The 26,305-nt window shown below is 70.2% G+C and carries 30 protein-coding genes; 21 read left to right on the top strand and 9 right to left on the bottom strand.

The genetic code is table 11. The features are described from left to right. Positions 1 to 33: 33 nt before the first annotated feature. The 8 genes from ACIOEW_RS27700 to ACIOEW_RS27665 all read left to right on the top strand — a co-directional run bounded on the left by ACIOEW_RS27700 (position 34) and on the right by ACIOEW_RS27665 (position 7,049). Positions 34 to 663 (top strand): TetR/AcrR family transcriptional regulator, encoded by a 630-nt coding sequence (locus ACIOEW_RS27700; RefSeq protein WP_401966778.1) that lies wholly within the window; start codon positions 34 to 36, stop codon positions 661 to 663. A 138-nt stretch (positions 664 to 801) separates the two neighbouring features. Further along, entirely contained in the window at positions 802 to 1,104 is a 303-nt protein-coding gene (locus tag ACIOEW_RS27695; RefSeq protein WP_401966776.1) for an urease subunit gamma, read from the top strand. A gap of 13 nt (positions 1,105 to 1,117) precedes the next feature. Next, positions 1,118 to 1,429 carry an urease subunit beta gene (locus tag ACIOEW_RS27690; protein WP_401966773.1) on the top strand — a complete coding sequence of 104 codons (312 nt, stop codon included), beginning with the start codon at positions 1,118 to 1,120 and terminating at the stop codon, positions 1,427 to 1,429. Beyond that, on the top strand, positions 1,422 to 3,143 hold the full coding sequence (locus tag ACIOEW_RS27685; protein WP_401966771.1) for an urease subunit alpha: 1,722 nt from the start codon (positions 1,422 to 1,424) through the stop codon (positions 3,141 to 3,143). The genes ACIOEW_RS27690 and ACIOEW_RS27685 overlap by 8 nt, the downstream gene beginning before the upstream one ends. A gap of 13 nt (positions 3,144 to 3,156) precedes the next feature. Continuing rightward, positions 3,157 to 3,819: an urease accessory protein UreF gene (locus ACIOEW_RS27680; RefSeq protein ID WP_401966769.1), complete on the top strand. Its 663-nt coding sequence runs from the start codon at positions 3,157 to 3,159 to the stop codon at positions 3,817 to 3,819. 49 nt (positions 3,820 to 3,868) lie between these two features. Continuing rightward, positions 3,869 to 4,546, top strand: coding sequence for an urease accessory protein UreG (ureG, locus tag ACIOEW_RS27675; protein WP_326734803.1), 678 nt, complete (start codon positions 3,869 to 3,871; stop codon positions 4,544 to 4,546). Then, positions 4,543 to 5,316 (top strand): urease accessory protein UreD, encoded by a 774-nt coding sequence (locus ACIOEW_RS27670; RefSeq protein WP_401966767.1) that lies wholly within the window; start codon positions 4,543 to 4,545, stop codon positions 5,314 to 5,316. The genes ureG and ACIOEW_RS27670 overlap by 4 nt, the downstream gene beginning before the upstream one ends. Positions 5,317 to 5,471: 155 nt before the next feature. Continuing rightward, on the top strand, positions 5,472 to 7,049 hold the full coding sequence (locus ACIOEW_RS27665) for an alpha/beta hydrolase (RefSeq protein ID WP_401966766.1): 1,578 nt from the start codon (positions 5,472 to 5,474) through the stop codon (positions 7,047 to 7,049). A gap of 65 nt (positions 7,050 to 7,114) precedes the next feature. Here the strand turns inward: ACIOEW_RS27665 and ACIOEW_RS27660 are convergent, their stop codons facing one another. From ACIOEW_RS27660 to ACIOEW_RS27635, 6 genes are all read right to left on the bottom strand, one after another. Continuing rightward, entirely contained in the window at positions 7,115 to 8,164 is a 1,050-nt protein-coding gene (locus ACIOEW_RS27660; RefSeq protein ID WP_401966764.1) for an NAD-dependent epimerase/dehydratase family protein, read from the bottom strand. A gap of 64 nt (positions 8,165 to 8,228) precedes the next feature. Beyond that, positions 8,229 to 8,942, bottom strand: a complete 714-nt coding sequence (locus ACIOEW_RS27655; RefSeq protein WP_401966761.1) for a lysophospholipid acyltransferase family protein — start codon at positions 8,940 to 8,942, stop codon at positions 8,229 to 8,231. Between the two features lie 143 nt (positions 8,943 to 9,085). Next, positions 9,086 to 9,526 (bottom strand): Crp/Fnr family transcriptional regulator, encoded by a 441-nt coding sequence (locus tag ACIOEW_RS27650; protein WP_401966759.1) that lies wholly within the window; start codon positions 9,524 to 9,526, stop codon positions 9,086 to 9,088. Positions 9,527 to 9,673: 147 nt separating this feature from the next. Continuing rightward, positions 9,674 to 10,405, bottom strand: coding sequence for a GAF and ANTAR domain-containing protein (locus ACIOEW_RS27645; protein ID WP_401966757.1), 732 nt, complete (start codon positions 10,403 to 10,405; stop codon positions 9,674 to 9,676). Between the two features lie 87 nt (positions 10,406 to 10,492). Then, a complete protein-coding gene (locus ACIOEW_RS27640; RefSeq protein ID WP_401966756.1) occupies positions 10,493 to 11,263 on the bottom strand; it encodes a GAF and ANTAR domain-containing protein in 771 nt (256 codons plus the stop codon). A gap of 329 nt (positions 11,264 to 11,592) precedes the next feature. Next, on the bottom strand, positions 11,593 to 12,042 hold the full coding sequence (locus tag ACIOEW_RS27635) for an STAS domain-containing protein (RefSeq protein ID WP_401966755.1): 450 nt from the start codon (positions 12,040 to 12,042) through the stop codon (positions 11,593 to 11,595). A gap of 383 nt (positions 12,043 to 12,425) precedes the next feature. On the opposite strand from ACIOEW_RS27635, the gene ACIOEW_RS27630 reads away from it, so the two are divergent. Next, entirely contained in the window at positions 12,426 to 12,830 is a 405-nt protein-coding gene (locus ACIOEW_RS27630) for a DUF5133 domain-containing protein (protein ID WP_401966752.1), read from the top strand. Positions 12,831 to 12,887: 57 nt separating this feature from the next. Here ACIOEW_RS27630 and ACIOEW_RS27625 read toward each other — a convergent pair whose 3' ends face one another. Together ACIOEW_RS27625 and ACIOEW_RS27620 are read right to left on the bottom strand one after the other, a co-directional pair. Beyond that, positions 12,888 to 13,778 (bottom strand): sugar ABC transporter substrate-binding protein, encoded by an 891-nt coding sequence (locus ACIOEW_RS27625; RefSeq protein WP_362555813.1) that lies wholly within the window; start codon positions 13,776 to 13,778, stop codon positions 12,888 to 12,890. Between the two features lie 119 nt (positions 13,779 to 13,897). Continuing rightward, on the bottom strand, positions 13,898 to 14,302 hold the full coding sequence (locus ACIOEW_RS27620; RefSeq protein ID WP_362555815.1) for a cupin domain-containing protein: 405 nt from the start codon (positions 14,300 to 14,302) through the stop codon (positions 13,898 to 13,900). Between the two features lie 271 nt (positions 14,303 to 14,573). Between ACIOEW_RS27620 and ACIOEW_RS27615 the strand changes: the two genes are divergently transcribed. From ACIOEW_RS27615 to ACIOEW_RS27560, 12 genes are all read left to right on the top strand, one after another. Then, positions 14,574 to 15,137 carry a carboxymuconolactone decarboxylase family protein gene (locus ACIOEW_RS27615; RefSeq protein WP_350993841.1) on the top strand — a complete coding sequence of 188 codons (564 nt, stop codon included), beginning with the start codon at positions 14,574 to 14,576 and terminating at the stop codon, positions 15,135 to 15,137. Next, positions 15,134 to 16,672: a sugar ABC transporter ATP-binding protein gene (locus tag ACIOEW_RS27610; protein ID WP_401966749.1), complete on the top strand. Its 1,539-nt coding sequence runs from the start codon at positions 15,134 to 15,136 to the stop codon at positions 16,670 to 16,672. The genes ACIOEW_RS27615 and ACIOEW_RS27610 overlap by 4 nt, the downstream gene beginning before the upstream one ends. Continuing rightward, complete coding sequence (locus ACIOEW_RS27605) at positions 16,669 to 17,682, top strand: ABC transporter permease (RefSeq protein ID WP_401966747.1); 1,014 nt, start codon at positions 16,669 to 16,671, stop codon at positions 17,680 to 17,682. The genes ACIOEW_RS27610 and ACIOEW_RS27605 overlap by 4 nt, the downstream gene beginning before the upstream one ends. An 86-nt stretch (positions 17,683 to 17,768) precedes the next feature. Next, positions 17,769 to 18,725, top strand: a complete 957-nt coding sequence (locus tag ACIOEW_RS27600) for a sugar ABC transporter substrate-binding protein (protein ID WP_401966745.1) — start codon at positions 17,769 to 17,771, stop codon at positions 18,723 to 18,725. A 172-nt stretch (positions 18,726 to 18,897) separates the two neighbouring features. Beyond that, the gene (locus ACIOEW_RS27595) at positions 18,898 to 19,815 is read left to right on the top strand and encodes a LysR family transcriptional regulator (protein WP_362555823.1); all 918 of its coding nucleotides are present in this window, start codon (positions 18,898 to 18,900) and stop codon (positions 19,813 to 19,815) included. Positions 19,816 to 19,954: 139 nt separating this feature from the next. Next, positions 19,955 to 20,875 (top strand): VOC family protein, encoded by a 921-nt coding sequence (locus ACIOEW_RS27590; protein ID WP_401966742.1) that lies wholly within the window; start codon positions 19,955 to 19,957, stop codon positions 20,873 to 20,875. 32 nt (positions 20,876 to 20,907) lie between these two features. After that, complete coding sequence (locus ACIOEW_RS27585; RefSeq protein WP_401966740.1) at positions 20,908 to 22,356, top strand: NAD-dependent succinate-semialdehyde dehydrogenase; 1,449 nt, start codon at positions 20,908 to 20,910, stop codon at positions 22,354 to 22,356. Positions 22,357 to 22,361: 5 nt separating this feature from the next. Next, complete coding sequence (locus ACIOEW_RS27580) at positions 22,362 to 23,150, top strand: fumarylacetoacetate hydrolase family protein (RefSeq protein WP_401966737.1); 789 nt, start codon at positions 22,362 to 22,364, stop codon at positions 23,148 to 23,150. A 34-nt stretch (positions 23,151 to 23,184) separates the two neighbouring features. Then, entirely contained in the window at positions 23,185 to 23,556 is a 372-nt protein-coding gene (locus ACIOEW_RS27575) for a VOC family protein (RefSeq protein ID WP_401966735.1), read from the top strand. 24 nt (positions 23,557 to 23,580) lie between these two features. Continuing rightward, positions 23,581 to 24,366 (top strand): alpha/beta hydrolase, encoded by a 786-nt coding sequence (locus ACIOEW_RS27570; protein ID WP_362555832.1) that lies wholly within the window; start codon positions 23,581 to 23,583, stop codon positions 24,364 to 24,366. Then, positions 24,363 to 24,830, top strand: a complete 468-nt coding sequence (locus ACIOEW_RS27565; RefSeq protein WP_362555834.1) for a heme-binding protein — start codon at positions 24,363 to 24,365, stop codon at positions 24,828 to 24,830. The genes ACIOEW_RS27570 and ACIOEW_RS27565 overlap by 4 nt, the downstream gene beginning before the upstream one ends. A 3-nt stretch (positions 24,831 to 24,833) precedes the next feature. Then, positions 24,834 to 25,886: a methionine synthase II (cobalamin-independent)-like protein gene (locus ACIOEW_RS27560; protein ID WP_401966733.1), complete on the top strand. Its 1,053-nt coding sequence runs from the start codon at positions 24,834 to 24,836 to the stop codon at positions 25,884 to 25,886. A gap of 61 nt (positions 25,887 to 25,947) precedes the next feature. On the opposite strand, the gene ACIOEW_RS27555 is transcribed toward ACIOEW_RS27560, so the two are convergent. Next, positions 25,948 to 26,235 carry a putative quinol monooxygenase gene (locus ACIOEW_RS27555; RefSeq protein ID WP_401966731.1) on the bottom strand — a complete coding sequence of 96 codons (288 nt, stop codon included), beginning with the start codon at positions 26,233 to 26,235 and terminating at the stop codon, positions 25,948 to 25,950. Between the last annotated feature and the right edge of the window lie 70 nt (positions 26,236 to 26,305).

The raw sequence follows: 26,305 nt of genomic DNA, 5'->3' as shown, positions 1-26,305 counted from the left end.
GTCAAGAAGGAACGTTCGTTTTACATTGGGGTCATGGCTCGTGTATCCCAGGAACACCTCGACGCCCGCCGCCGGCAGATCCTCGACGGCGCGGCGCGGTGCTTCGCCCGCGACGGTTTCCACGCCGCATCGATGCAGGACGTGCTGAAGGAGGTCGGGCTGTCGGCCGGCGCCGTCTACCGCTACTTCAGCGGCAAGGAGGACCTGATCGACGCCATTGCGAGGGAGGCGGTCGGCGGGGTCCGGGAGGCGTTCGAGCGTGCCGCCTGCAGCAGTCCGCCGCCCACCCCTGATGTGCTGATCGGCCGCGTGGCGCGCACGCTGTTCGGCGGCGAGGCGGACGGGAGGGGCGGGCTGGACCGGCGGGCGTATGCCGGGCTGATCGTCCAGGTGTGGTCCGAAACGCTGCGCAGTGAGCGGCTGGCGGCCACGCTCGGTGAGGCGTACGAGGGCCTGCGCGTGTCATGGGCGGAGCTGGTCGGCGTGTACCGCGCGAGCGGGACGCTCGCTGCCGATGTGCCGGACGAGCACATCGCCCGCACGCTGATCGCCACCGCTCAGGGCTTCATCGTCCAACTCGCCATGTTCGGCGACGCGGGACCCGAGGTTCTCGAGAACGGTCTGCGCGGGCTGATGTCCATGGATCAGCAAAAGGCCAGTTAACGTGCCGGAAAAACTTCGGCTCTAACGTGCAATACCTCGCCGTGCGGCACCGGTTCGACGTTCAACAGACTGTTGAAGGCGGCTAGTGTCTCGCTGCGCCCAGGGCCGGTACTGGGCGGACGACTGTGAGGTGGACACGTGCAACTGACCCCGCACGAGCAGGAACGCCTGCTCATACATGTGGCCGCGGACGTGGCCGAGAAGCGCCGCGGGCGAGGGCTGCGGCTCAACCACCCCGAGGCCGTCGCCCTCATCACCTCGCACCTGCTGGAGGGGGCACGCGACGGCCGTACGGTCTCCGAACTCATGGCATCCGGACGCAAGGTGCTCACCCGTGAGGACGTCATGGACGGCATAGCCGAGATGATCCACGACGTGCAGGTCGAGGCGACCTTCCCCGACGGCACCAAGCTCGTCACGGTCCACGACCCGATCGTCTGACGGGGCGCCGCCGATGATTCCGGGAGAGATTCTGTACGCGGACGGGCCCGTGCCGCTCAACGCGGGCCGGCCCGCCATCCGCCTCACCGTCCTCAACGCGGCCGACCGGCCGATCCAGGTCGGCTCGCACTACCACTTCGCCGAGGCCAACCCCGGCCTCGAGTTCGACCGGGAAGCCGCCCGCGGACTGAGGCTGAACATCGCCGCCGGGACGGCCGTCCGGTTCGAGCCCGGTATCCCCGTCGACATTGAACTCGTCCCGCTGGCGGGGCGGCGGATCGTCCCGGGCCTGCGCGGTGAGACCGGAGGTCCCCTCGATGACTGAGCTCCAACGCGCCGTGTACGCCGACCTGTTCGGCCCCACCACCGGCGACCGGATCCGTCTCGCCGACACCGGCCTGCTCGTCGAGATCGAGGAGGACCGCTGCGGCGGACCCGGACGTGCGGGCGACGAGGCGGTGTTCGGCGGGGGAAAGGTGATCCGTGAGTCGATGGGGCAGGCGCGAACCACCCGCGCCGAAGGCGCGCCGGACACGGTGATCACCGGCGCCGTCGTCATCGACCACTGGGGCATCGTCAAGGCGGACATCGGTATCCGCGACGGCCGGATCACGGGGATAGGAAAGGCCGGCAACCCGGACACCATGGACGGCGTCCATCCGGACCTGGTGATCGGCCCCGAGACCGAAATCATCTCAGGCAACGGGAAGTTCCTGACCGCAGGCGCCATCGACGCCCATGTCCACTTCATCTCGCCGACCCTCGTCGACCAGGCTCTCTCCAGTGGCATCACCACCCTGGTCGGTGGCGGCACCGGTCCGGCCGAGGGCACGAAGGCCACCACCATCACCCCGGGTCCCTGGCATCTGGCCCGGATGTTCGAGGCGTTGGAGGCGTACCCGGTCAACATCGGACTGCTCGGCAAGGGCAACACGATGTCCCATGACGCCATGCACTCCCAACTGCGGGCGGGCGCTCTCGGGTTCAAGATCCATGAGGACTGGGGCGCGACCCCCGCCGTCATCGACGCCTGTCTCAGGGTCTGCGAGGAGACGGGGGCCCAGCTGGCCATCCACACCGACACGCTCAACGAGGCAGGATTCGTCGCCGACACCCTGGCCGCCATCGCAGGGCGCACCATCCACGCGTACCACACCGAGGGCGCGGGCGGCGGGCACGCCCCCGACATCATCAGCGTCGTCTCGGAGCCGCACGTGCTGCCCAGCTCCACCAATCCGACGCGTCCGCACACCGTCAACACCATCGAGGAACACCTCGACATGCTGATGGTGTGCCACCACCTGAACCCTGCAGTGCCCGAGGACCTGGCGTTCGCCGAGTCGCGGATCCGGCCCTCGACCATCGCGGCCGAGGACATCCTGCACGACCTCGGTGCCATCTCGATCATCTCCTCCGACTCGCAGGCCATGGGGCGCATAGGTGAGGTTGTCCTGCGCACCTGGCAGACCGCCCATGTGATGAAGAAGAGGCGCGGTGCCCTGCCGGGTGACGGGCGGGCCGACAATCACCGAGTCCGTCGCTATGTCGCCAAATACACCATCAACCCCGCGGTGGCCCAGGGCCTCGACCGGGAGATCGGCTCCGTGGAGACCGGCAAACTCGCCGACCTGGTGCTGTGGGAACCGGCCTTCTTCGGGGTCAAGCCGCAGACCGTCATCAAGGGCGGCCAGATCGCGTACGCGCAGATGGGCGACGCCAACGCCTCCATCCCCACCCCGCAGCCCGTCCTGCCGCGTCCCATGTTCGGTGCGGTCGGCAGGGCCCCGGCCGCGAACTCGTTCAACTTCGTGTCGGGAGCGGCGATCGAGGACGGGCTGCCCGAACGGCTCGGGCTGGGGAAGCGGTTCGTGCCGATCACCAGTACCCGGGGCGTGACCAAGGCCGACATGAGGGAGAACGATGCGTTGCCCCGGGTGGACGTCGACCCGGACAGCTTCGCCGTGACGATCGACGGCGATCCGGTCGAGCCGGCCCCCGCCGCCGAACTTCCCATGGCCCAGCGCTATTTCCTCTTCTGAGAACGGACGACGGATGAGCCGCGCAGCCCTGCTCGTCCTGGCCGACGGCCGGTTCCCCGCCGGCGGTCACGCCCACTCCGGCGGTGCCGAGGCGGCCGTCGTGGCAGGACGCATCCGCAACGCCGACGACCTCGCCGACTTCTGCCGGGGCCGTCTGCACACGGCCGGGCTGACCGCCGCGGCGCTCGCAGCGGCGGCCGCCCACGGCCACGACCCGCTGGCCCTGGACGAGGCCGCCGATGCCCGTACACCCTCACCGGCCCTGCGTGCGGTCGCCCGCAAGCTCGGCCGGCAGCTGATGAGGGCCGCCCGCGCGACCTGGCCGAGCGAGGAGCTCGACGCGTTCGCCCTGGCCCGGCCACGCGGCGGCCACCAGCCGGTCGTGCTCGGCCTGACCGCGCGCGCGGCAGGGCTCGGGCCCGAGGACGCCGCCCACTGCGCCGCGTACGAGACGGTCGGCGGTCCGGCCACGGCAGTGGTCCGGCTGCTCTCCCTCAACCCGTTCGACGCAACCGCCGTCCTGGCCCGGCTCGCCCCCGAGCTCGACCACGTTGCCGAGCAGGCCGTCGCTGCCGCGCACGGCCTCATCGACGGACTCCCCGCCGTCTCGTCCCCGTTGCTCGACATCGCCGCCGAGGCCCACGCCGGCCGGCCGGTCCGGCTCTTCGCCTCATGACCCCGGCGCGCCGCCCGGCACGTCGCCCGAACCGCTCAGGAGCCGCACCATGCACCTCGACCACTCCCACCCGGGCCCGGCCGCTGTCGGCGCCGACGCCGCACGCCCCGACGGCACCCGACGGGCCCTGCGCATCGGCCTCGGCGGGCCGGTCGGATCCGGGAAGACCGCGACCGTGGCCGCGCTCTGCCGCGCCCTGCGCGACCAGTTGTCCCTGGCCGTCGTCACCAACGACATCTACACCCGTGAGGACGCGGCGTTCCTGCTCCGCAACGCGGTGCTGCCGCCCGAGCGGATCCAGGCCGTCGAGACCGGAGCCTGCCCGCACACCGCCATCCGCGACGACATATCCGCCAACCTCGAAGCCGTCGAGGACCTGGAGGACACCGTGGGACCGCTCGACCTCATCCTCGTGGAATCCGGCGGTGACAACCTCACCGCCACCTTCTCCAAGGGGCTCGTGGACGCCCAGATCTTCATCATCGACGTCGCGGGCGGCGACGACATCCCGCGTAAGGGCGGTCCCGGCGTCACCACATCCGACCTGCTGGTGATCAACAAGACCGACCTGGCGCCGTATGTCGGCTCCGACCTCGGCCGGATGGCCCGCGACGCCGCACAGCAGCGTGGCGATCTGCCCGTCGCCTTCACCTCCCTCACCTCGGGCGAAGGCGTCGGCCCGGTCGCTGACTGGGTGCGGGGGCGGCTCGCCTCCTGGACCGCATGAGCGTCCGGGCCACCGCCCGCATCACCGCCGTAGGCGATGGGCGCGGCGCCACCACGCTCCCCGTCCTGGAGAGCGACGGACCGCTCGCCCTGCGACGGACGAGGGCCGCGCTCCCCGGGGCGGCGCGCGTCACCGTCGTGGGCGCGATGAGCGCCCCGCTCGGCGGCGACCGGCTCGCCATCGAGGCGAGGGCCGGGCAAGGCGCCCGGCTCACCGTCGACTCGGCGGCGGCCACGGTCGCCCTGCCCGGACCCGGAATCGGCACGGCAGCGGCCCGCTACGACATCGTGCTGTACGTGGAGGAGGGGGCCGAGCTCAACTGGCTCCCCGAACAGCTCATTTCGGCGCACGGCAGCGAACTCCACATGGCTACCGTCGTCGAACTCGCCCCCACGGCACGGATGATGCTGCGCGAGGAACAGATTCTCGGCCGGTACGGCGAGACCACCGGCACGCTCCTGAGCAGGCTCACCGTCCGCTGCGCCGGACGCGCGATCCTCGATCAGCAACTGGCGTACGGGCCGGGCGCACCCGGCGGCTGGGACGGCCCGGCCGTGCTCGGCGGCCATCGCGCCATCGGCCAACTGCTCCTCGTGGACCCGGCCTTCGACGATGCGGGCCCGGAGACCAGGCTGCTGGGACCCACCGCCGTGCTCACCCGTCTCGCGGGCCCCGCCGTCCTGGTGACCGCGCTCGCCACCGACGCGAGGGAGCTGCGCTCCGTGCTGGACCGGGCTGCGGGCGAACTGGCGGCCCCCGCGAGCTGCTGAACACCGCTGGCAGGAGCCCGCTGTCCGGTTATCGATTCGGTAAAGAAGTATGTGTGCGATCTGTTCTCAGGCGGCTCACAGGAGACAGGATCCGCGGGAGGTACCTACTGAACAGCGCCGCACCCGAAGGCGCTTCACCATGGGGGAGGTTCCACTTGAGACGCACAGCAGCGCTCGGCTCGGCCGGCGCTCTGATCGCGGGCACGCTCATAGCGGGCGCGATAGCCGCACCGGCTGCCACCGCCGACGGCCGCCACCACAACGGCTCCGAGGCACGCGGCGTCCAGCTGGCCGCGGCACGCGCGGCCAGGGCCGGCATCGACTGGGCGGACTGTCCTGCCGACTGGGCCATCGCCGCGCCGATCCAGTGCGGATGGGTCACCGTCCCGCTCGACTACGCCCGGCCCGACGGCAAACAGATCAAGATAGCCGTCGACCGGCACGTCAGCACCGGGACCAGCAGCGAGCGCCAGGGCGCCCTGATCTACAACCCGGGCGGCCCGGGTGGCTCGGGCATGGCGTTCCCCAAGCGGATCGCCACGAAGAGCCCGCTCTGGCTGAACACGGCGAAGGCCTACGACTTCGTGGGCTTCGACCCCCGCGGTGTCGGCCATTCGGCGCCGATCTCCTGCATCGACCCGCAGGAGTTCGTCAAGGCACCCAAGGCCGACCCGGTGCCCGACTCCGAGGCCGACAAGCGCGCCCAGCGCAAGCTCGCCGCCGAGTACGCGGACGGCTGTGCCGAACGCAGCGGCGACATGCTGCCGCACATGACGACACCGAACACCGCCCGCGACCTGGATGTCATCCGCGCCGCGCTCGGCGAGAAGAAGCTCAACTACCTGGGCGTCTCCTACGGCACGTACCTGGGCGCGGTCTACGGCACGCTCTTCCCGGCCCATGTCCGCCGCATGGTCGTCGACAGCGTCGTCAACCCGGCGAAGGACAACATCTGGTACCAGGCGAACCTCAACCAGGACATCGCCTTCCAGAAGCGCTGGGACGACTGGAAGGCCTGGGTCGCCGCCAACGACGCCACCTTCCACATCGGCGACACGCCGCAGAAGGTCGAGCAGGAGTGGCTGAAGCTGCGCGCAGCCGCCAAGAAGAGCCCGATCGGTGGCGTCCTCGGTCCCGCCGAGCTCATCGGCTTCTTCCAGAGCGCCCCGTACTACGACTCCGCCTGGGCACCCACCGCCCGGACCTGGAGCGCCTACCGGGCCGGTGACACCCAGGCACTGATCGACGCCGCCGCCCCCGACCTGTCGGACACGGCGGGCAACATCCGGTCCGAGAACAGCAACGCCGTGTACACGGCGGTCGAGTGTGCTGACGCCAAGTGGCCCACCAGCTGGCAGAAGTGGGACCGCGACAACACCCGGCTGCACAAGGACTACCCGTTCATGACCTGGGCCAACGCCTGGATGAACCTTCCCTGTGCGACCTGGCAGGCCAAGCAGCAGACCCCGCTGGACGTCCGCACCGGCAAGGGACTGCCCCCGGTGCTGATCGTGCAGTCCACGCGTGACGCCGCCACTCCGTACGAGGGCGCCGTCGAGCTGCACAAGCGTTTCCAGGGTTCGCGCCTCATCACGGAGGAGGGCGCCGGATCGCACGGCGTCACCGGCCTGGTCAACCCCTGCATCAACGAGCGGGTGGACAGCTACCTGCTCACCGGGAAGACCGACCGGCGCGATGTGACGTGCACCCCGCACGCCACGCCGAAGCCGTAGCACCCGAGTGACGGGACGGGCCGCCGGTAGGTCACCGGCGGCCCGTCCCTGTTGGCCGGAGCGGCTCACACCTCCCGGTCGTACCGCTCCAGCCAGGCGTCCTCCGCCGCGTAGTCGAAGAGCCCGGCGCCGTAGGCCCGCACCATCGCCGGATAGGCGTCCGTCCAGTCACGGCCCGCGAGCTGCCCGGCGATCCACTCGACCGTCTCCGGCAGCGACTCGGCATAGCCCGTCACCGCCCGGTACCCGAGCTCCCGCTCCGCGGCCGTCATGTCGTACACGATGGGATGCGGAGTGCTCCACGGCGTGTCACCCACGCCCTCCGGTGTGGCGGCTCCCCGCATCAGTACGGTCTGCGCACTCCGGCCCAGCACCGCATCCACCGCCTCGCCGATCTCCGCGACCGTCGGTGCCTGCGGATCGGCGGCGTTGAGCACCCGCGAGCCCGGCTTCAGAGCGGCGAGGCGGATCAGCTCAGCCACATTGGAGGCGTGGACGGGATGGAAGCGCGAGGTCCCGCCGTACGCCAGGACCCGCCGCGTGCGGCCGTCCAGGGCCCGCTTCACGAAGTAGAGCTCCCGCGGTGAGCGGCAGTAGGGGCCGTGGACCGCGCCCGCCCGCAGCAGTGTGACCGGCAGCGAGTCACCTGCCGCCAGCAGGTCCTGCTCCAGCCGGATCTTCCGCGTCGCGTACGTGGCCCCGCCCGGCGCGACCGTGGCCTGAGACTCCGGAACGGGCACCGGGTAGCGTGGCCACCCGTCCGGCTCGTCCTGGGTGTCGAAACTGCGGCCTCGGCCGTCCGCGTACACCGCGCCGCTGGAGACGACCACCGCGGAGCCGACCCGGTCCGCGAGAGCCGTCAGCTGCAGGGCGTGCTGCTCGCCGTACGCCACCATGTCCACCAGCACGTCACAGCCGTCGCCGAGCGCCGTCGCGAGCGCGCCGTCCTCGTCGCGGTCCAGAGCGGTCGTCCGGACGTCCGCGTGCCAGCTCGTGTCACGGTCACCGCCGCGCGAGGCGGCAGTGACCTCCCAGCCGTCCTCGACGAGCGAGCGCACCGCGGCCCGCCCGATCTGACCCGTCGCTCCCAGTACCCATGCGTGTCCCTTGCTCATGCACCGCACGCTAGGGTCTGCGCGAAGCTCGGACCAGCGGGGTTCACCGAGCGCGAATCCGCCGTCAGCGTTGCCGTTTCGGGAACTTTCCCGCGCTGTCGGCCTGTTCGGCCGCCTTCACTTTGGCCGCGTACTCGTCGACGTACTCCTGACCGGAGAGACCGAGGATCGCGTACATGATCTCGTCGGTGACCGCGCGGATCGCAGCCTTCTCGTTCTCCAGACCGGCATAGCGGGAGAAGTCCAGCGGTTCGCCGAAGCGGATGGTGACCTGCTTGATGCGCGGGACGACCTTTCCGGGCGGCTGGATCTCGAACGTGCCGACCATCGCGCACGGCACCACGGGCACCTGTGCCCGGATGGCCATCACCGCCACACCGACCTTGCCCTTGTAGAGCCGGCCGTCGTGCGAGCGGGTGCCCTCCGGGTAGATGCCGAGCAGCTCGCCCCTGCTCAGCACCCCGAGCCCCTCGCGGATCGCCGCCTGCCCGGCGTTCTTGCCCGACCGGTCCACCGGGATCTGACCGATGCTGTGGAAGAACGCGGCGGTCAGACGGCCTTTCACGCCGGGTCCCGTGAAGTACTCCGCTTTCGCGAGGAAGGTGATCCGCCGCTTGATGATCGCGGGCATCAAGAAGTGGTCGGAGAAAGACAGGTGGTTGCCTGCGATGATCGCCGCGCCGTCCTCCGGAATGTGCTCCGTCCCCTTGATGACAGGACGGAAGAACAACCGCAGCAGCGGGCCCAGGACGACGTACTTGAGCACGTAATAGAACACCCGGTTGCTCCCTAGTGTGGCGAACCGTCGCGCGGAGTCCGTTTGTGCTGGTCACCGCCGCTTTCCAGGCCGTTCAGTGTAGGTGCAGCTCTCGCCGGGTGTAACCACTTCCCGTCGTCCTCTCGCGGCCCAACGAGCGGGTGTCAGGCGTGCGTGGCCGATTCGTACAGATCGAGCAGCCGGCTGCGGGTGGCCTGCAGCCGCTGGGCGAGCACCATGCCGACCCACTGACTGATCGCGAATCCGAACACGGGGTCCGAGCGGCACTCGGCCCGTACGCGTGGAGCGTCGAATTCATGGGCACGGACGGGGCTCAGCGTCTCGGCGCCCAGCTCCCACTCGTAGGGCGGGAAGAGCCAGGACAGGCCGACCAGATCTCCCGGCTCCAGCATGGCGATCTCCGCACGGCGCCGGTGTGGAAGCCGTGCGTCCAGCGTCACCGCCCCCGTCTTGAGGATCCAGAAGCGGTCGGCTACGGCATGTTCCTCGAAAAGCCGCTGCGCCGCTGGGAACTGAACGTGTTCGGAGAGGCTCAGAAGGTGGTCACGGTGTGCGGACGTAAGGGCCGAGAGTGTGGTGGTCATCGGAGTTCTCCTCCGAGGAGCGGCTGTGTACGGAATTCACGTGGCATCCAAAGGTGTTGTTCCCCTTCACGGCGGAAGTACGCAGCACAGGGCCGGCCTCGCGTCGGATGCCGTCCGGGCCGGTGCCGACCGCCACCGGCCCCGTCCTTACGGTGTCCGGGCCAGGACGGTGCCGGGCTCGATCAGCCTGCGTACCAGTTGATCCGCCACCTCGGCGGGGCGCAGGTCGCTGCGGGCGGCGTAGGCCTGCAGTTGGCGGGCCGCCTCGTACGGCGGGATGTGCCCGGTGGCGGCGAGCATGCCGGCAGCCGTGTCCAGGAGTGCCTTGGCGGAGAGCGTCGACTGCATGCGGGTCACGATGTCGGAGGGCCGCAGCGGGTCGCTGCTCCAGGTCACGACAGCCGTCACGGCGACGTCGGCGAGCGCTTGGACGAGCGCCGTCTGCTCCGGGGCGAGAGCTCGCGGATCGTGGGAGAGCAGGCTGAGGGCTCCCACGGCCCGGCCCTGCACGCGCAGCGGCAGCGCATGAGCACTCGCATAGTCGCCGGAGCTCGCCAGCGTCGCGAACTCCGGCCAGTGGGCCGCGCCGTCCCGGATGACGGGCGCATGCACGGGAATGTTCGTGCGGTACGCGTCGGCGCCGGGGCCCCGCAGGATCTGCGAGGTGAGAAGACCGGTCAGCCCCGGGCGGTCGTCCGTCGTGGCGGCGGTCCGCAGATCTCCACGGGCGTTCGCCAGCAGGACACCGGCATCGTCCATCCCGGTCAGCGGGAGGCAGTGCCGGGTCAGACGGTGCAGCAGTGTGAGGGGTTCGACATCCCTGGCGAGGGTATCGGTGAGGTCGACGAACGCATCGGCCAGTTGCTGTTCCCTGTTCATGCGACTCCACCGTCTTCCTGTCGCTCTTCCGCATCGGAGCGGGTGCCGGTGGCCGCCGCTCGCATTCCGGGACGATCACGACCAACCTCAGTCATGAATCCTGACCTTCCCCTCGAGGACGGAGCGGGCAGCTTCCGTCACTGTCAGATCATGGGCGAAGGCATGTGCTCTGAGGCGCGCCAGCGCCTGCTGGGGATTCACGCCCAGGTGAACCATGATCATGCCGGTGGCCTGGTGTACCTCTTCATGATCGCTCTCCGCCATGGCCAGCCACCTGTCCTCGTCCGGATCGGACGTGGCAGGCCCCCCGGGCAGGTTCAGCAGCGCGGTGGTGATGGCCTCCGCCATGGGGAACGCGAAGGCCCGGTCCCGTTCGGAGAGGTCACCCGGATCCTCCCGGTACAGATCGAGCGTGCCGAGCGCCAGTCCGCCCGCCCCGAGCGGCAGCGAGAACACGGCGCGCACCCCGAGTGCGACGGCCTGCTGGGCGAAGAACGGCCAGCGCCTGACATCCGGGCCCTGCGTCAGATCGGCGGCGAGTACCGGTGCCACCAGATCGATCGCGGACTGGCACGGACCGTCACCCAGGGTGTACTGGGCCTCGGCGAGCTGTCCGGCGACCTCGCTGCTGGACCACCACAGGACGCGTGCGTCCCCTTCGCCCTGCAAGGAGATCGAGGCACCGGTGATGTCCAGAAGGTCCACGCACGCCTGACACAGGACAGCGGGCACCGCCACTTCCGATTCCTCGGCGGTGGCGCGGGCGAGCGCTTCGGAGAAGCGTCCGGCGTCTCCGGGCGGGATGCCCTCGACCGGGTACGAGGACTCCTCGTCGTCCTCGTGGGCCACGGGTTCCACGGCGCTTCACCTCCGATGGCTGGGCCTCACCACCATCCTCCACCACCCCGGCTGCCAGGACCCGCAACGGGATCACGCGTCGACCGAGTGATTCGTCCCGTGAACGGGCCGGGCCCACGGGTCACGCCCCGCCGCCACGGAGAGGGGGCTGCCGCCCGGCCGGCCGGTTCCCGTACGCCCGCTGCTCACGTGCCCGGAAAGTGAGAGTCGCCGGAACGCACCCGCCGGTCCGGAGGACCCCCGGCGTCCCCGGCGACGCCGGAGCGGGGCGGGCCACTCCGCGGACAGCCTCTCCCGCACCCGAACCCTGCGAAGGCAAGGGGAACCGCTCAGCAGACGGTCGTGGAGCCTGCCGACGCCGTCGCCCCCAGGGAGTCGGCAGCCGATTCGCGCTGCCGGTCGGCCCGCTCCTGGACCAGGCGGCGGAAGCCGGCGAACGCCCCGCGCCCGGGCGGACACCCGCCACGCGGGGGCAGGCCGGCGACCGCTTCCATCACCCGCTTCGGCTGCGCCTGCCAACCCACCACGATGACCCGGAGGAAGCGGAGCTGTGCGCGCCGGTGCAGTTCGAGAAAGAGCAACAGCCCGGCCGAATCCATGAACTGCACGTCGTGGACGTCCAGCAGGAGCACGTCCGCGCTCGGCTGTACGTCGTTGAGCACCTGCTCCAGGAAGGGCGCAGCCGCAGCGTCGAGATCCCCGGCCGCGCTGACCAGGACGGGACTCCCGGTGCGCTGTAGTGCTGTGGTGAACGTAGCCGCCACCGGATCGCCGCCCACACTCCGGCCCTGCTTTTCCGCTTGCTCCCGCCCGATCAGGCTCGGACGATGCCGCTGAGCGCGGCCGGTGCCCGCCATGCGCGCCGCTGAGCCCGTCACGGTTGAGCCCTTCGTGTCACGACTGACGCGACACGGCGTATTCACCGTGTCGCGAAGGGGCCGCGCGGGAAAGGATTCCGGTGCCGGCAGGACTCGGCGCAGCCCGGTGCCGCACGCCGAGTCGTTCCCCTCGTTGCGAAGCGATGGCTCCCATGACGACTTCTCCTTCTGTCTCCTCCGTGCAACCGCAGGGCTCCGGTGGACGTCGCCGTAGGGCCGAGGCCGGGCCCCGGGGAAAGCCTCTCCTGGAAGAACCGACGACAGCGTGGGCGATCGGCATGATCATGGCCGCGACGCCGTGCTCGGCTCTCCAGGCCGCACAGATCCTGGCGACCGCGGCGGAGGGCGCCCACGTCACCCCGGGGCAGGCCGCCGCGGCCATGATCGCCGGATCGCGCGGAGCGACTGTGCCGACGCATCTGGAGCGTTCACTGCGCAGGGCGATCGGGAATGCGCGCACCCCGTCCCTCGCGGCAGCCCGGGTCGCCCTGCTGCCGAGCCGCAAGCGGACCGAGGAAGTGCTGGCGGAGTTCCGGCGGTGCCGGTCGCGGCTGGCGGCATCACCGCCGGACGAGGCGGCGCGCCGGGCGGTCGACGACGCCGCGTACACCCTGTGCGTCATGCTGGGAAGGACGAGCGTGCACGATGCCGTGCTGGCTGCGGAGCAGCACCTGGCCTCTCCGGCTTGAGGTCTGTCCCGACGGGGTTGAGGGTCCGGTGCCGTCAGGGGCGAGGGTCCGGTGCCGTCAGGGGCAGTACTGAGGAGCCTGGTTCAGGTTGTTCTTCGTGACCAGGACCAGGGGGACGGAGCCGATCCGGTCCGCCTTCCTGCCCGCGAGCAGCGCCAGGGTGTTCCTGACGGCCATTGTTCCGTTCACCAGGGGGGAGTTGGTGACCGTGGCGGACAGGGTCCCCTTCTTGATCGCGGCCAGACCCCTGTCGGTCCCGTTCACCGTCACGATTCTGACGTCCTTCCCCCCGGCCGCGTCGAAGGCCTTGCGCACGGCGAAGGCCATCTCCTCGTTGGCGACGAACGCGTAGTCCAGGCCCGGGTGTTCCCGGATCATGACCGTTGCTTCCTCCTGCGCCCGCGCCGGGTCGAACATGCCTGGTCTGCTGGCCACGACCGGAGTGTTGGAGGGCAACGCGGCAGTGAAACCGGAGACGAGCAGATCGGATGCGGCGCCCGGCGCTCCGGCCACGACGCCGACCTCGGCCTGCTTCCCGTTCGCGTCCTTGCCTATCCACTCGGCGTCCAGCCGCCCCGCCTGTTCGAGGTCCACGACGACCGCACCGAGGATGTCCGAGGTGTCCTCGGGGACCACCGAGGTCAGGAAGACCGGCACGCCGGCACTTCGGGCCCGGGCGATATCGCCCGGCAGGGCGCCGATGTCCACGGTCTGGACGATCAGCGCGTCCACCTTCCAGGACGTCATCTTTCCGATGTTGGCCAGCTCCTTCGCCGCGTCCTGCTGCGAGTTCGCGGTGAAGAGCTTGACGCCCGCGTTCTCGGCGGCGAGTTCGACGGCACCCTGGAGACACGTGTGGAAGTCGGAGTGGGCTCCGTTGACGAAACCGAGCGTGACGGTGGTTTCGTCTTGCCCCGCGTCGGAGCCGCCGCCGCAGCCGCTCAGCATGAGAGCGGCGCCGGCCGCCGATGCGGTGAGGGCTCTGCGGGATCTGCGGCGGCTGTCCGGTCGACCGGGTCTGTCATGTGGGAGGGACACGGGGGAGTACCGCCTTTCGTAAGGGCTCTTCAGCCCATCTGGTCCTGCGGCGAGAGGTGTTCCACCGTCACCCCGGTCCCGGTGAACGTGCGGGTCACATGTCCTGAGCTGTAGACCCACAGAATGCGCAACGGCGTGTCGCCGACGTTGCGGAAGAGGTGCGGGACGGGGGCGGGGACGTACGTGGTGTCGTACCGCACCAGACGGGTCACCTCGCCGTCGATGACCACCTCCGCGTCACCGTCCAGGACCGTGACGTGCTCGTCGCAGTTGTGCGAGTGCAGGGGCGCGCCGGAGCCGACCGGGTAGACGCTGATTCCGCTGGTGATCCGGTTCTCGCCATGGGCGGAGGCCGTCGTGATCAGGGGCGTCGTGACGACAGCGCCGCCACGGTCGAGCAGGGGGACTTCCGCGACTTTGATCACGGTGGACATCAGGGGGTTCCTTTCGGCGGAGCTGAGCCGAACGAGGCCGGGGCCTGTCCGGCGGATCGTGGCTGGTTCGCGTCTGATCCGCCGGGCAGACCCTAGGGCCAGGAACCGGGAAGGGATGCCCTCCGGTATGCAGTTTTACATTGCACGTCAGGAGGGATGTGGTTGCCGGATACGCGGGTACGGTCGGCCACCATTGCACGGCGAAACCGGACCGTGCCCGAGGCTAAGGCGGATTGCCGACATGAGGCTCCCCGTACTCACCGAACACGAAATGACTCCGCCCCAGAAGGAGCTGGCCGAGCGCATCACGGCCCGCCGCGGTGCGGTGCGGGGGCCGTTCCGGGTCTGGCTGCACAGCCCGCAGATGTGTGAACGCGCCGAGTCGCTCGGCGCCTTCGCCCGCTTCGACTGCAGCCTTCCCGAGCATCTGCGCGAGCTCACCCTGCTGCTCGCGGCCCGCAACTGGGACGCCCAGTACTCATGGAACGCGCACGTGCGCACCGCGATAGAGGCGGGAGTGCCCGAGGAGGCGGTCCGGGCCATCGCCGAGCGGCGCCGGCCGGACTTCGGGAACGAGCCGGACCAGGCGTTCTACGAGTTCTGCCGGGAGATCCTCCAGGACCACTTCGTCTCCGACGAGACGTTCGCCCGCGCCCACGAGCACTTCGGTTCGCAGGGCCTGGTCGACACCATCGGGGCTCTCGGCAACTTCACCATGCTCGGCATGTGTCTCAACGCCTTCCAGGTCGACCTCCAGGCCGACCGTGAGCCCCCCTTCCCGGACATCCGCGGTTTCGAGCGGGTCGTCCGTGACGGGGACGGGCACCGGCCGTGACGGCGCGGACCACCCGTCCGGCCTCCGCGGCCCCCGGCTCCGACCGTTCCGCACCCCTGGTCCGGCTCCGCGGGGTCACCAAGAGTTTCGGCGGGGCCGCCGCGCTCAAGGGGGTCGACCTGGACCTGTATCCGGGAGAGATCCACGCCCTGATGGGCATGAACGGTGCCGGCAAGTCGACGCTCGTCCAGGTCCTCTCCGGAGTGCACCAGGCGGACGGCGGCACCATCGGCGTCGACGGGCACGACCACGCCGGTCTCACCGTGCGCAAGGCCCGCCACCTCGGGATCGCCTTCGTACCCCAGCGCCGCGAGCTGGTCATGGGCCTGAGCGTGGCCGAGAACATCATGCTCGGCGACCTGCCCCGCCGGGGCGGGCTCGTGAGCCGGCCGCAGATGGTCTCGCGGGCCCGGACCGCTCTCGCCGGCCTGGGCATCGACATCGACGTGCGGCGTACCGCGGGCGAACTCACCGTCGCCGAGCAGACCATGGTCGAGGTCGCGCGGGAGGTCCGCCGCGGCGGATGCGTGCTGATCCTCGACGAGCCGACCGCGTGCCTCGGCGCGGAGGCCGCCGGACGGATCAGGGAGCTGGTCCGCAGACTGCGCGACGAAGGCGTCGCCGTCGTCTACATCTCGCACTACATCGACGAGGTACTGGGCCTCGCGGACCGGGTGACGGTGCTGCGCGACGGCGCAGTGGTGCGCAGCGCACCGGCCTCCGAGTTCGACGCGCCGGAGCTCGTACGCGGCATGGTCGGCCGGGACGTGGTGTCGCACCGGCCGGAGCGCCCCGTACCCGGGGACGAGGTCGGTCTCGCGATCTGCGGACTCACCCACGGCCGGTCCATCCGTGACTTCACCGCGCAGGTCCGCAAGGGGGAGGTCGTCGCCGTGCTCGGTCCCGCCGGGGACGCCCAGTCGTGCCTGTTCGACCTGCTCTCCGGGCGGCAGCGGCCGCAGAGCGGGGAGCTCCACGTGGACGCCAGGCCCGTGCCGCTGGGACGGGTGCCGGCCTCGCTCGCGAGCGGGCTGCGCTGCGTCACGGGGGACCGCCGTGCCCTGGGCCTCGTGCCGGGACTGTCCGTGGACGAGAACCTGATGCTCGCCGACGACCGGTTCCACCGCAGGAGGCTGCACCGCCGGGGCGACCTCGCCCGGCGGTCGGCGACCCGCCGGACGGACTACGGGGTCGTGACGCTCGGCGGCGACCCGCCGGTCGGCAGTCTGTCCGGCGGAAACCAGCAGAAGGTGCTGCTGGCCAAGTGGCTGGAGACCGCCCCCACCGCCTGCTTCCTCGAAGACCCCACCAACGGCGTGGACGTCGCAGCCGTGGCGGACATCCACACCCTCATCGACGCCCTCGCCTCGCGGGGGGTCGCGGTTCTGCTCGCCTCCTCGTCCGCGGAGGAGGCGATGCGCCTGGCCGACCGCATCCTCGTGGTCCGGGCGGGGCGCACCGTCGCGGAGTACGAAACCACCGCCATCACCCACGACGAACTCGTCGCCACCGCCCTCGGAGGAGCGCCGAAGTGAGCCTGAAATCCCCCTCCGTCGCCCCTGACCGGGCGACCGCGCCGGCCACCGCCCGGCCCCGCCCGACGATCAGGTCGCTGGGCCGGATACCCCACGGCGGGCTGATCGCCGTACTGATCCTGATGATCGTCTTCACCGCTCTGCGGGCGGACTCGTTCACCACCTCGCAGAACCTCCTCAACATCCTCCGCCAGATCAGCGTGACCGCCGTCATCGCCGGCGGACTCACCCTGCTGATGACGGCGGGCGGCATGGACTTCTCGATGGGCAGCAATGCCGCCGTGACCACCGCGGTGGCCGCGCAGCTGCTCTCCCACGGACATTCCACGACCGTCACGGTGGTCGTCACCCTGCTGCTGGCCACGGTGATCGGCCTGGTCAACGGCTTGGTCGTGACCTTCACACGGGTGGCGCCGTTCGTCGCCACACTGGCCACGGCCATGCTGCTCGACGGTGTCGCCCTGCTCGTCCTGAACGGCATGAGCATCTCCATCGGGGACCGGATGTCGGCGCTCGGCAACTCCAAGGTCCTCGGCATTCCCTGGCTGCTCATCGTGGCCGTCGTGGTCCTGGTGGCCGTCGGTCTGGCGATGCGGTTCACCACCTTCGGGCGGGACGCCTTCGCGATGGGCGGCAACGAACACGTCGCCCGCCTGAGCGGCATCAACGTACCCGCCCGCAAACTCGCCCTCTACGGTCTCGCCGGAGGTCTGTCCGGTCTGGCCGGCCTGATGCTCCTCTCCCGGCTGGGTGCCAGCGCACCCAACACCGGAGGCCTTCAGCTCCAGCTCACCGCAGTGGCCGCCGTCGTCATCGGGGGCACGCTGCTGGCCGGCGGGCACGGCACGATTCCCGGCACCGTGCTCGGTGTGATCCTCCTGGGCGTCGTCGCCAACGCGCTGAACCTGCTCCAGGTGAACAGCTACTACCAGCCCGTCGTCACCGGTGCGGTGCTCCTCGTCGCAGCAGTGGTCAACGAGTTCAACCGCAGGTCCGGGCCGGGTCACTGACCCACGGCCCGCCCGCTGTGCCGACCTCGTCGGCTTCCCCCCCCCCACACCCTTCCCGTCAATGTCGCAGGAAAGGTCATACCTCCATGTCTTCGACCACCCGTTCCCGCCGCGTCCTCGCGGTCTCGCTCGCCGGCGTCGCCGCGCTCGTCCTGTCCGGATGCTCCGACAGCGGCGAGGCCGGATCCGGTGACGGCGCCACCTCCCTGGGATTCGTCAACGGCGCCAACACCCACTTCCACACCTGTCTGCTCAAGGCGGTCGAGCAGACCGCCAAGGTGAAGGGGGCCAAGCTGTACTCCGCCAACTCCAAGCAGGACGCGGGCACCGAACTGTCCAACATCGAGGACATGATCGCCCGGAACGTGAACGCGCTGATCGTGCAGACCGTCAATGTCGACGCACTCGAAGGCGACATCACCAAGGCGAAGAACGCGGGCATCCCGATCTATCTCACCTCGGTCGCCACCGACGACCTCTCCGACATCCTGGGTGCCGCCGTGGTCGACCTGAAGAAGGTCGGCGCCATGGACGCCGGATGGATCGAGAAGGACGCCGCCGGAAAGCAGGTCCAGGTCGGCGTCGTCGCCGGTGCGCCGGGTGCCGCCTCCGACCTGCTGGTCGGCGGCTTCAAGGCGGCGCTCCCCGCCACCGCGAAGGTGGTGGCGAACCAGCCCGGCATGTTCAACCCCGCAAAGGCCCAGGATGTCGCCGAGAACATGATTCAGGCCCATCCCGACCTCGACTACGCCTTCGTCGCCAACGAGGAGATGGCCTTCGCCGTCCGCAAGGCGTTCGATGCCGCCGGCGCCAAGGACGTCAAGATCGTCTCGGTGAACGGTACGGAGGAGGGGATCGCCGCCGTCCAGGCGGGCACGCTCTCCGCGACCGTGGCCAACTCGGCCATGACGATCGGACAGACCGCCGTCGAGAAGGCGCTCGCGCTGCTCGCCGACAAGAAGGGCGACAAGATCAGCAATGTTCCGTTGACTCTTGTCACCAAGGACAACGTGGCGCAAGCTCCTCAATACTGCCCCAAGTAACCCGGACGGGTGGGTTTCCGGTGCGTGTGGTGCGGCTCGGTCACAGCCAACGCCCGTACCCTCACCGCACCACCCCCGGCCCTGCCGCGGCCGGCCGTGTACGGCAGCAACACCCGCCCTTAGGCACGACCGGTCCCGGGTCCACGCGGCCCCGGGGCCACCCGGAGGATCCATGGACCGCCTGCTCGTCATGCACAGCTTCGTCACCGTCGCCCAGACCGGCAGTTTCAACGGAGCCGCCAAGAAACTGGGCTCCTCGGGCTCCCTGGTGTCACGGCACGTGGCGGAGCTGGAGCGACAGGTGGGCGTACGCCTCGTCCATCGCACGGCCCGTTCGGTGAGCCTGACCGAACAGGGGCAGAGATACGCCGAATTCTGCATTCGCATTCTCGGAGAGATAGAGAGCGAGGATGCTTCCATTGCCCACCTTCACGACCGTCCCGAAGGGTCGCTGAGCATCAGCTGTCCGAAATGGATAGGCAGTCTCGATCTGGGTGACGCCATTGCCGCATTCTCTGCGGCCCATCCGAAGATTCAGGTGCGCTTCGAGCTCGGCGGAATGTCCGACCGGACCTATGACTTCCTGGAGGGCGGCTTCGATGTCGCGTTCCACACCCGGGACCTGCGCGACTCCGGCGTACGCCTCAAGAAGATCGCCTCGCTGCCGTTCGCGCTGTGCGCGGCCCCCTCGTACCTGGAGCGCCACGGGGCGCTGACCGAACCCAACGGCGTCGCCTCCCACGAATGCCTGGTGCACGTCAACGACCCCGTCTGGCGCATCGGGCACGGGCACGCCTCCACACTGCACAAGATCCGTAACGTGGCGTTCTCGTCCAACTCCTACATCGCGCTGCAGAAGGCCGCCGTCCACGGCCGTGGCATCGGTCTGCTTCCGCAGCGGTCCGCGTACGACGACCTGCTGTCCGGGGCCCTGGAGATCCTTCTCCCCGAACGGGGCGTCCCCGACCGCCCGCTCTTCGCCATCTACGGACCCGGCCCGTCCACTCCCCGCAAAGTCGGCGTATTCCTCGAGTTCCTCACCGAATGGTTTTCCAAGAACCCCATTCCCAGGATTCCCGACGGTGTTTGAGAGGCAGGCCGCACTCCGTGCAATCAAGGATTGCGGAGCCTGCACGGCAGGACCGTTGAGGCATGCGCCCGGAAAATCTAGGATCGCCGGGAACGGTGACCGGTCCGCATGCGGCGACATCATCTGAAGTGAGGAATCCATGGGGATCCAGCGAATCGAATCGGTCACCTACAGCGTCGAGGTACTCGAGGAGTCTGTGCGGTTCTTCGAAGACTTCGGCCTCTTCCTGGTCGAACGGACCGACGAGCACGCGGTGTTCGAGACCCTCGCCGGCCAGACCCTCCACCTGGACACCCGCCCCGGACCGCTGCTCCCGGCACCGGTCGAGGACGGCCCCACCCTCTGTGAGGTGGTGTGGGGCGTCGACACCGCCGAAGAGCTGGAGCGGATCGTGGAAGCGGTGCGACGGGATCACCCCGTCCGCACGAGCGCCGACGGGGTCCACCGCACCGTCGACGTGACCGGCTTCGGGGTGGGCCTCACCCTCGCCCGGCCCAGGCCCCTCCCGGCCCGCTCCCGGACCGCCAACATCTCCGGCGACGTCAACCGCTGGAACGCCCCGCTGGAGACGGTCGGACAGGTCCGGCCGCTGCGGATGTGCCACGTGGCCCTCAACATCGCCAAGGAGGGCCGGGAACAGGCCGTCGCCTTCTACACCGGCCTGCTCGGCTTCCGGCCGACCGACGTCATCGAGCCCATGGGCGTGTTCATGCAGGCGCCCGGCGACGACGACCAGCACACCTTCCTGCTGTGCCACCGACCCGACCGGGCGGGCGTCAACCACATCGCGTACGAGGTTCCCGGCTTCGACGACGTGGTCGAAGGCGGCAACCACATGATCGAGCGCGGCTGGCGGGAGGCCCGGAAGCTGGGCCGGCACACCATCGGCTCGAACGTCTTCCGGTTCCTGCACGCCCCGTGCGGCGGCCGCGTGGAGTACGCCTGCGACATGGACCGGGTCGACCACACGTACGAGACCCGCGTCCACGCGACCGCACCGCCGCACACCATCTGGTCGCTGCGCTCCAACCGGGACGCCCAGGACACTCCGGCCTCCTGAACCCACACCATTCCCCGAGAGGGCACCCACCCATGACCACCGACCAGGGTTACCCGCCCGTCCGCATGTTCATAGCGGGCGAGTGGTGCCAGGGCAGCACCGGACAGACGTCCCCCGTCGTCAACCCCGCCACCGAGCAGGTGATCGGTGAGGTGCCGCTTGCCACCGCCGCCGACCTGGACCGCGCGGCCGAGGCCGCCGCCGGCGGCTTCGAGATCTGGCGTACCACTCCTATCGCCCGCCGTACCGCGATCCTGCACGCCGCGGCCGACCTGGCCACGGCGCGCGCCGAAGTCATCGGCCGCATCATGACCGTGGAACAGGGAAAGCCGCTCGCCGAAGCCGCCGGAGAGGTCCGCAGGGTCGCCGACTCGCTGCGCTGGCACGCCGACGACGCCCGCCGCGCCTACGGCCGCATCATCCCCTCCGCACCCGGCACCCTGCTCACGGTGCGCCGCGAGCCGGTCGGCCCCGTCGCCGCCTTCGTCCCGTGGAACTTCCCGGCCGGCTCGCCGATGCGCAAGATCTCCGCCGCACTCGCCGCCGGCTGCTCCCTCGTCATCAAGGCGTCCGAGGAGACCCCGGGGACGGCCTGCGCGCTGGTGCGCTGCTTCGAGGACGCCGGTGTCCCGGCGGGGGCCCTCAACCTCGTCTTCGGCGAGCCCGCGGAGGTCTCCGCCCGGCTCATCGCCCACCCGGTCGTCCGGCTGGTCGCCTTCACCGGCTCCGTACCGGTCGGAAAGCTGCTCGCCGCCGATGCCGGTGCGCGGATGAAGCCCTCACTGATGGAGCTCGGCGGGCACGCCCCGGTCATCGTCTGTGCCGACGCCGATCCTGCCGTCGCGGCCCGCCGGGCGGCCGGCGCGAAGTTCGCCAACGCCGGGCAGGTGTGCACCTCGCCCAGCCGGTTCCTGGTGCACGAGAGCCTCGTCGAGGAGTTCACCGCCGCCTTCGTGAAGGCCGCCGAGGCCCACCGGGTCGGCGACGGGCTCGACGCGGCGACCACCATGGGGCCGCTCGCCAACGAGCGCCGGCTCGGCGCGATGGAACGCCTCACCGCCGACGCCGTGGCCCGCGGCGCGAACGTCCTCGTCGGCGGTGAGCGCATCGGGGGACCGGGCTACTTCTTCCCGCCCACGGTCCTGACCGACGTCCCCGCCGACGCCCTCGTCATGACCGAGGAGCCCTTCGGCCCGATCGCCCCCATCGTCTCCTTCGCCGAGCTGGACGACGCGCTGGCGCAGGCCAACTCCCTCCCGTACGGACTCGCCGCGTACGGCTTCACCGAGTCCGCGGCCACCGCCGAACGGCTTTCGGACGGTCTCCAGGCGGGCATCGTGTCGATCAACCACTGCGGTGGCTCCGTCCACGAGGCACCCTCCGGCGGAATGAAGGACAGCGGCTACGGGCGCGAGGGCGGCCCGGAGGGTCTGGACGGCTACCTCGTCACCAAGCGCGTCTCCCACCTGCTCGCCGGCTGACCACCATGAGATACACGCGTGTCGCGGCGCGCGGAATGGCGGTGTGGGGCCGTGTCCACGACGAGCACATCGAGCTGCTGTCCGAGTCGCCGCTGGACGGCCGGCCCACGGTCATCGGCACCGTGGCGACGGCCGACGCCGTGTGGCTGCCGCCCGTCGTCCCGCCCGTCTTCTACGCCGTCGGGCTGAACTACACCCGCCACATCGAACACGCCCGCGCGCTGGGCAACACGGCGGCCGTCATGCCTGAGCGGCCGGAGATCGGCTACCGCGCCAACAACGCGCTGACGGGACACCTCTCGCCCATCGTGAAGCCGCGGGAGGTGACCGGCCGGTTCGAGGCCGAGCCGGAACTCGTCGCCGTCATCGGCCGCACCCTGCGGCACGCCACGTATGAGCAGGCCAGGGAAGCGGTCTTCGGCTGGACGATCGGCAACGACGTCAGCGCCCGCACCTGGCAGCACGAGGACCGCACTTTCTGGCGCAGCAAGAACGCCGACTCCTTCAAACCGATGGGGCCCTGGATCGAGACGGAAGTGGACGCGCTCGCCCAGACGACGACCCTGCGGGTCGACGGCCAGGTGCGGGCCTCCTTCCCGACAGGCGGCATGGTGTTCGACCCGTACGACTACATCGTCGAGATGACCCGATACCTCACCCTGCAGCCGGGCGACGTCCTGTGGATGGGCGCCGAGTCCACCTGCGGGCTGGAACCGGGCAACACGGTCGAGGTCGAGATCAGCGGCATCGGCGTCCTGGCCAACCCCGTGCACGAGGAGCCGCCCCGATGCTGAGCCGCCGCGAGCAGACACCGAAAGGAAAGAAGCGATGAGCAGGGAACCCCGCTACATCCATCACGTCAACTTCCCCACCACCGACCCCGACCGCACCGCCGATTGGTACGCCAGGGTCTTCGGGATGAAGCGCATCATGCCCAAGTCCAACACCCGCGTGGTGCTGATGACCCGGGGCAACTTCGACCTGCACTTCACCCCGGTCGAGGAGATGGAACGGATGGCGCCGTACCACTTCGCCGTCGAGGTCGACGACTGGGACGACTTCATGGCGCACCTCAAGGAACTGGGCATCCGGCACACCCGCCCGATCGAACGCCCGGAGAACCAGTCCAAGTTCTGCTACATCCACGACCCCGACCACACCATGATCGAGCTGGTCTTCCACGGCAAGCGCCCCAACTGACCGGTCGTTGCGAGGAGATGTTCCATGCCCTACGCCGATTCCGACGGCACCTCCATCTACTACGAACGCCACGGCAGCGGCCCCGCGATCCTCTTCGTCCACGGCTCGGGCGGTCACCACGCCGCCTGGTGGCAGCAGGTCGCCGCACTCCGTGACGAGTTCACGGTCGTCACTGCGGACCTGCGCGGATTCGGCAAGTCCGACTCGTCCATGCCCGAGTTCGACGGACAGGACTTCCCCGGCGACGTCGTCGCCGTCCTGGACGCCGAGGAGTTGACCGACGTCATGGTCGTCGGCCAGTCCATCGGCTCCGTCGCCGCCCTGCGGGCCGCCCTCCAGCGCCCCGACAGGGTGTCCGCCGCAGTCCTCGGGCACTCCCTCGGCGGCATCAGCCACCCGGAACTCACCGAACTGGCCGCCGCCGACCGCGCCGAGGCCGTCAAGCTCCCTGTCATCGACCGGCTGCTCACCCAGGGCTTCCAGCGGGAACGGGCCGACCTCACCTTTCTGTTCCAGCAGATGGGTACCTTCAACGTCGCGAAGATGGCCGACCTGCGCAACCTCGACACCGACGGCCCGAGCCTGGACGACATCCGGGAATCCGGGGTGAAGGTCGCCTTCCTGGCCGGCGAGAAGGACGCGGTCCTCAGCGTGAAGACCGTCACCCGCGCCCACGAACTGCTGCCGGGTTCCCACCTGGAGATCGTCCCCGGCGCCCCGCACTCCATGTACTGGGAAGCTCCCGCGAAGTACAACGCCGCCGTCGCCCACCTGCGCCGCACCCTCACCGCACCGAAGGAAGCAGTATGAGCAGCCTCACCCTCGACGCCGCCGACGCGATCGCCGACGCCGTCATCGAGCGCGCCCAGTCGCTCGGCAAGGCCGTGAGCGTCGCCGTCGTGGACGCCGGCGGATTCCCGGTCACCATCCGACGGTCGGACGGTGCCCGGCCGCTCACCCCCGACATCGCGCGGGCCAAGGCGTACACCGCGGCTGTGATGCAGCGGCCCGGCAGGATGCTGAAGAAGTGGCAGGAGAGCCAGCCCGTCTTCTTCTCCCAGCTCTCCCAGCTGCCCGGCGCGGCCATGCCGATCATGGCCGCCGACGGCAGCGTCACCGTCAAGAAGGACGGTGTGATCATCGGCGGCCTCGGTGTCGCCGGTGGCACCGCCGACGAGGACCAGCAGCTCGCCGACGAGATCCTCGACTCCCTCGGCTACGAGTTGGAGTTCCCCGCCTGGGGCGTCCCCGGCAAGCCCACCGGTAAGGAGTGAGTCATGGCGGACACGTTCAACTACCGCATCGACCACCACGGCAGCCTGGTCCGCCCCGCGGCCCTGCTGACCGCCCGCGAGCAGTACGCACGGGGTGAGACCGGGGCCGAGGTCCTCCAGGAGGCCGAACGCACCGCGGTCGAGGAAGCGGTGACGTTCCAGCGCAGGCTGCGCACCACCGTGGTCACCGACGGCGACTTCCCCCGCGAGGACTTCCGCAGCGCCGTGCTCGACCACGTCTCCGGCTTCCGGCGCACCGGCGAGGAGACCGACGGCCTGGCCCGCTGGGTGGCGGAGACCCTGCCGAAGGCCGACGGTCCGCTGGTGGCAGACGGGGCGGCGCGGTTCGCCGAACTGACGGTGATCGCGCCCAAGGTGTCGCTGCCCTCGCCGGCCTACCTCGCCGCGACGTGCTTCGACCCCGGTCCGGCCGGCTCCGGCGGTCCCGCCTCGGCCCGGGAGCTCGGCGAGGCGCTCGCCGAGATCATCCACCGGGAGATCGAGCTGCTCGTCGCACGCGGTGTGAAGCTCATCCAGCTGAACAACCCGCTCCTGCTCGCCCACACGGCCACCGGGCCCGCCGCACCGGCAGCGCTCTCCTTCGAGGACGCACTGGCCGTGGACGCGCTGGCGGTACGCCTGGACACGCGCCCCGAAGGCGTACGGGTGGGCATCTGCCCCGGCTGGTCGGCGCCCGCGCAGGTGGACCGGGCCGCAGCCGAACGGCTCTTCACGGCAGTCCCGGCGGACCGCTGGGTGCTGCCGTTCGACCGTGGCACGGCGGCCGAGGTCGACCTGCTCGCAGCCCTGCCCGAGGACCGGGACGCCTGTCTGGGCGTCGTCGATCCCACGGTCGCGGCGATCGAGGAACTGGACACGGTGCTGACGCGCATCGACGCCGCCGCCGAGGTCAAGGACCTCGAGGACATGGCGCTCTCGCCCTCCCGCGGCTTCGCCGACACCGCCGGCCGGCCGCTGCTGACGACGGAGGAGCAGCGCCGCAAGCTGATCCTGGTCGAGACGCTGGCCCGCTACTGCTGGGGCAACGAGTTCTGACCCCGGACACCGGTGAGCCGGGAAGCACCGCGGTGCTTCCCGGCCATTCCCGAACCTGATCTCAGAGGCGTTCGGCGAACGTCACCGTCCGGTCCGTCAGCAGCGGACGCACCGTCCCGACGATGAGCTCCGTGAAGTGGTCCGTCGACGCGTGCGCGTCGAATCCCGCCCGGTCGGCGTACACCTCGTACAGCACGAAGCCGCCCGGTACGTCCTCTTGCGCGTGCACCTCGTACTCCCGGTTCGCGGGCTCGTTCCGGGTGTGCTCGCGCATCTTCAGCAGTGCGTCCCGCACCGTCGCCTCGTCGGCGGGCTCGCAGCGGTAGTGGGCGAAGACGGCGTACGCCATGGGTGTCTCTCTTCCGGTCCTGCGGTGGTGCGCGACTGCGCCTCGGGTCAGCCGATTCCAGCACGGATCA

It is taken from the genome of Streptomyces sp. NPDC087901 (genome assembly GCF_044742205.1).
Lineage (GTDB): Bacteria > Actinomycetota > Actinomycetes > Streptomycetales > Streptomycetaceae > Streptomyces.
The sequence above is the reverse complement of the archived record's forward strand: the minus strand, read 5'-3'. Positions and strand labels throughout refer to the sequence as shown.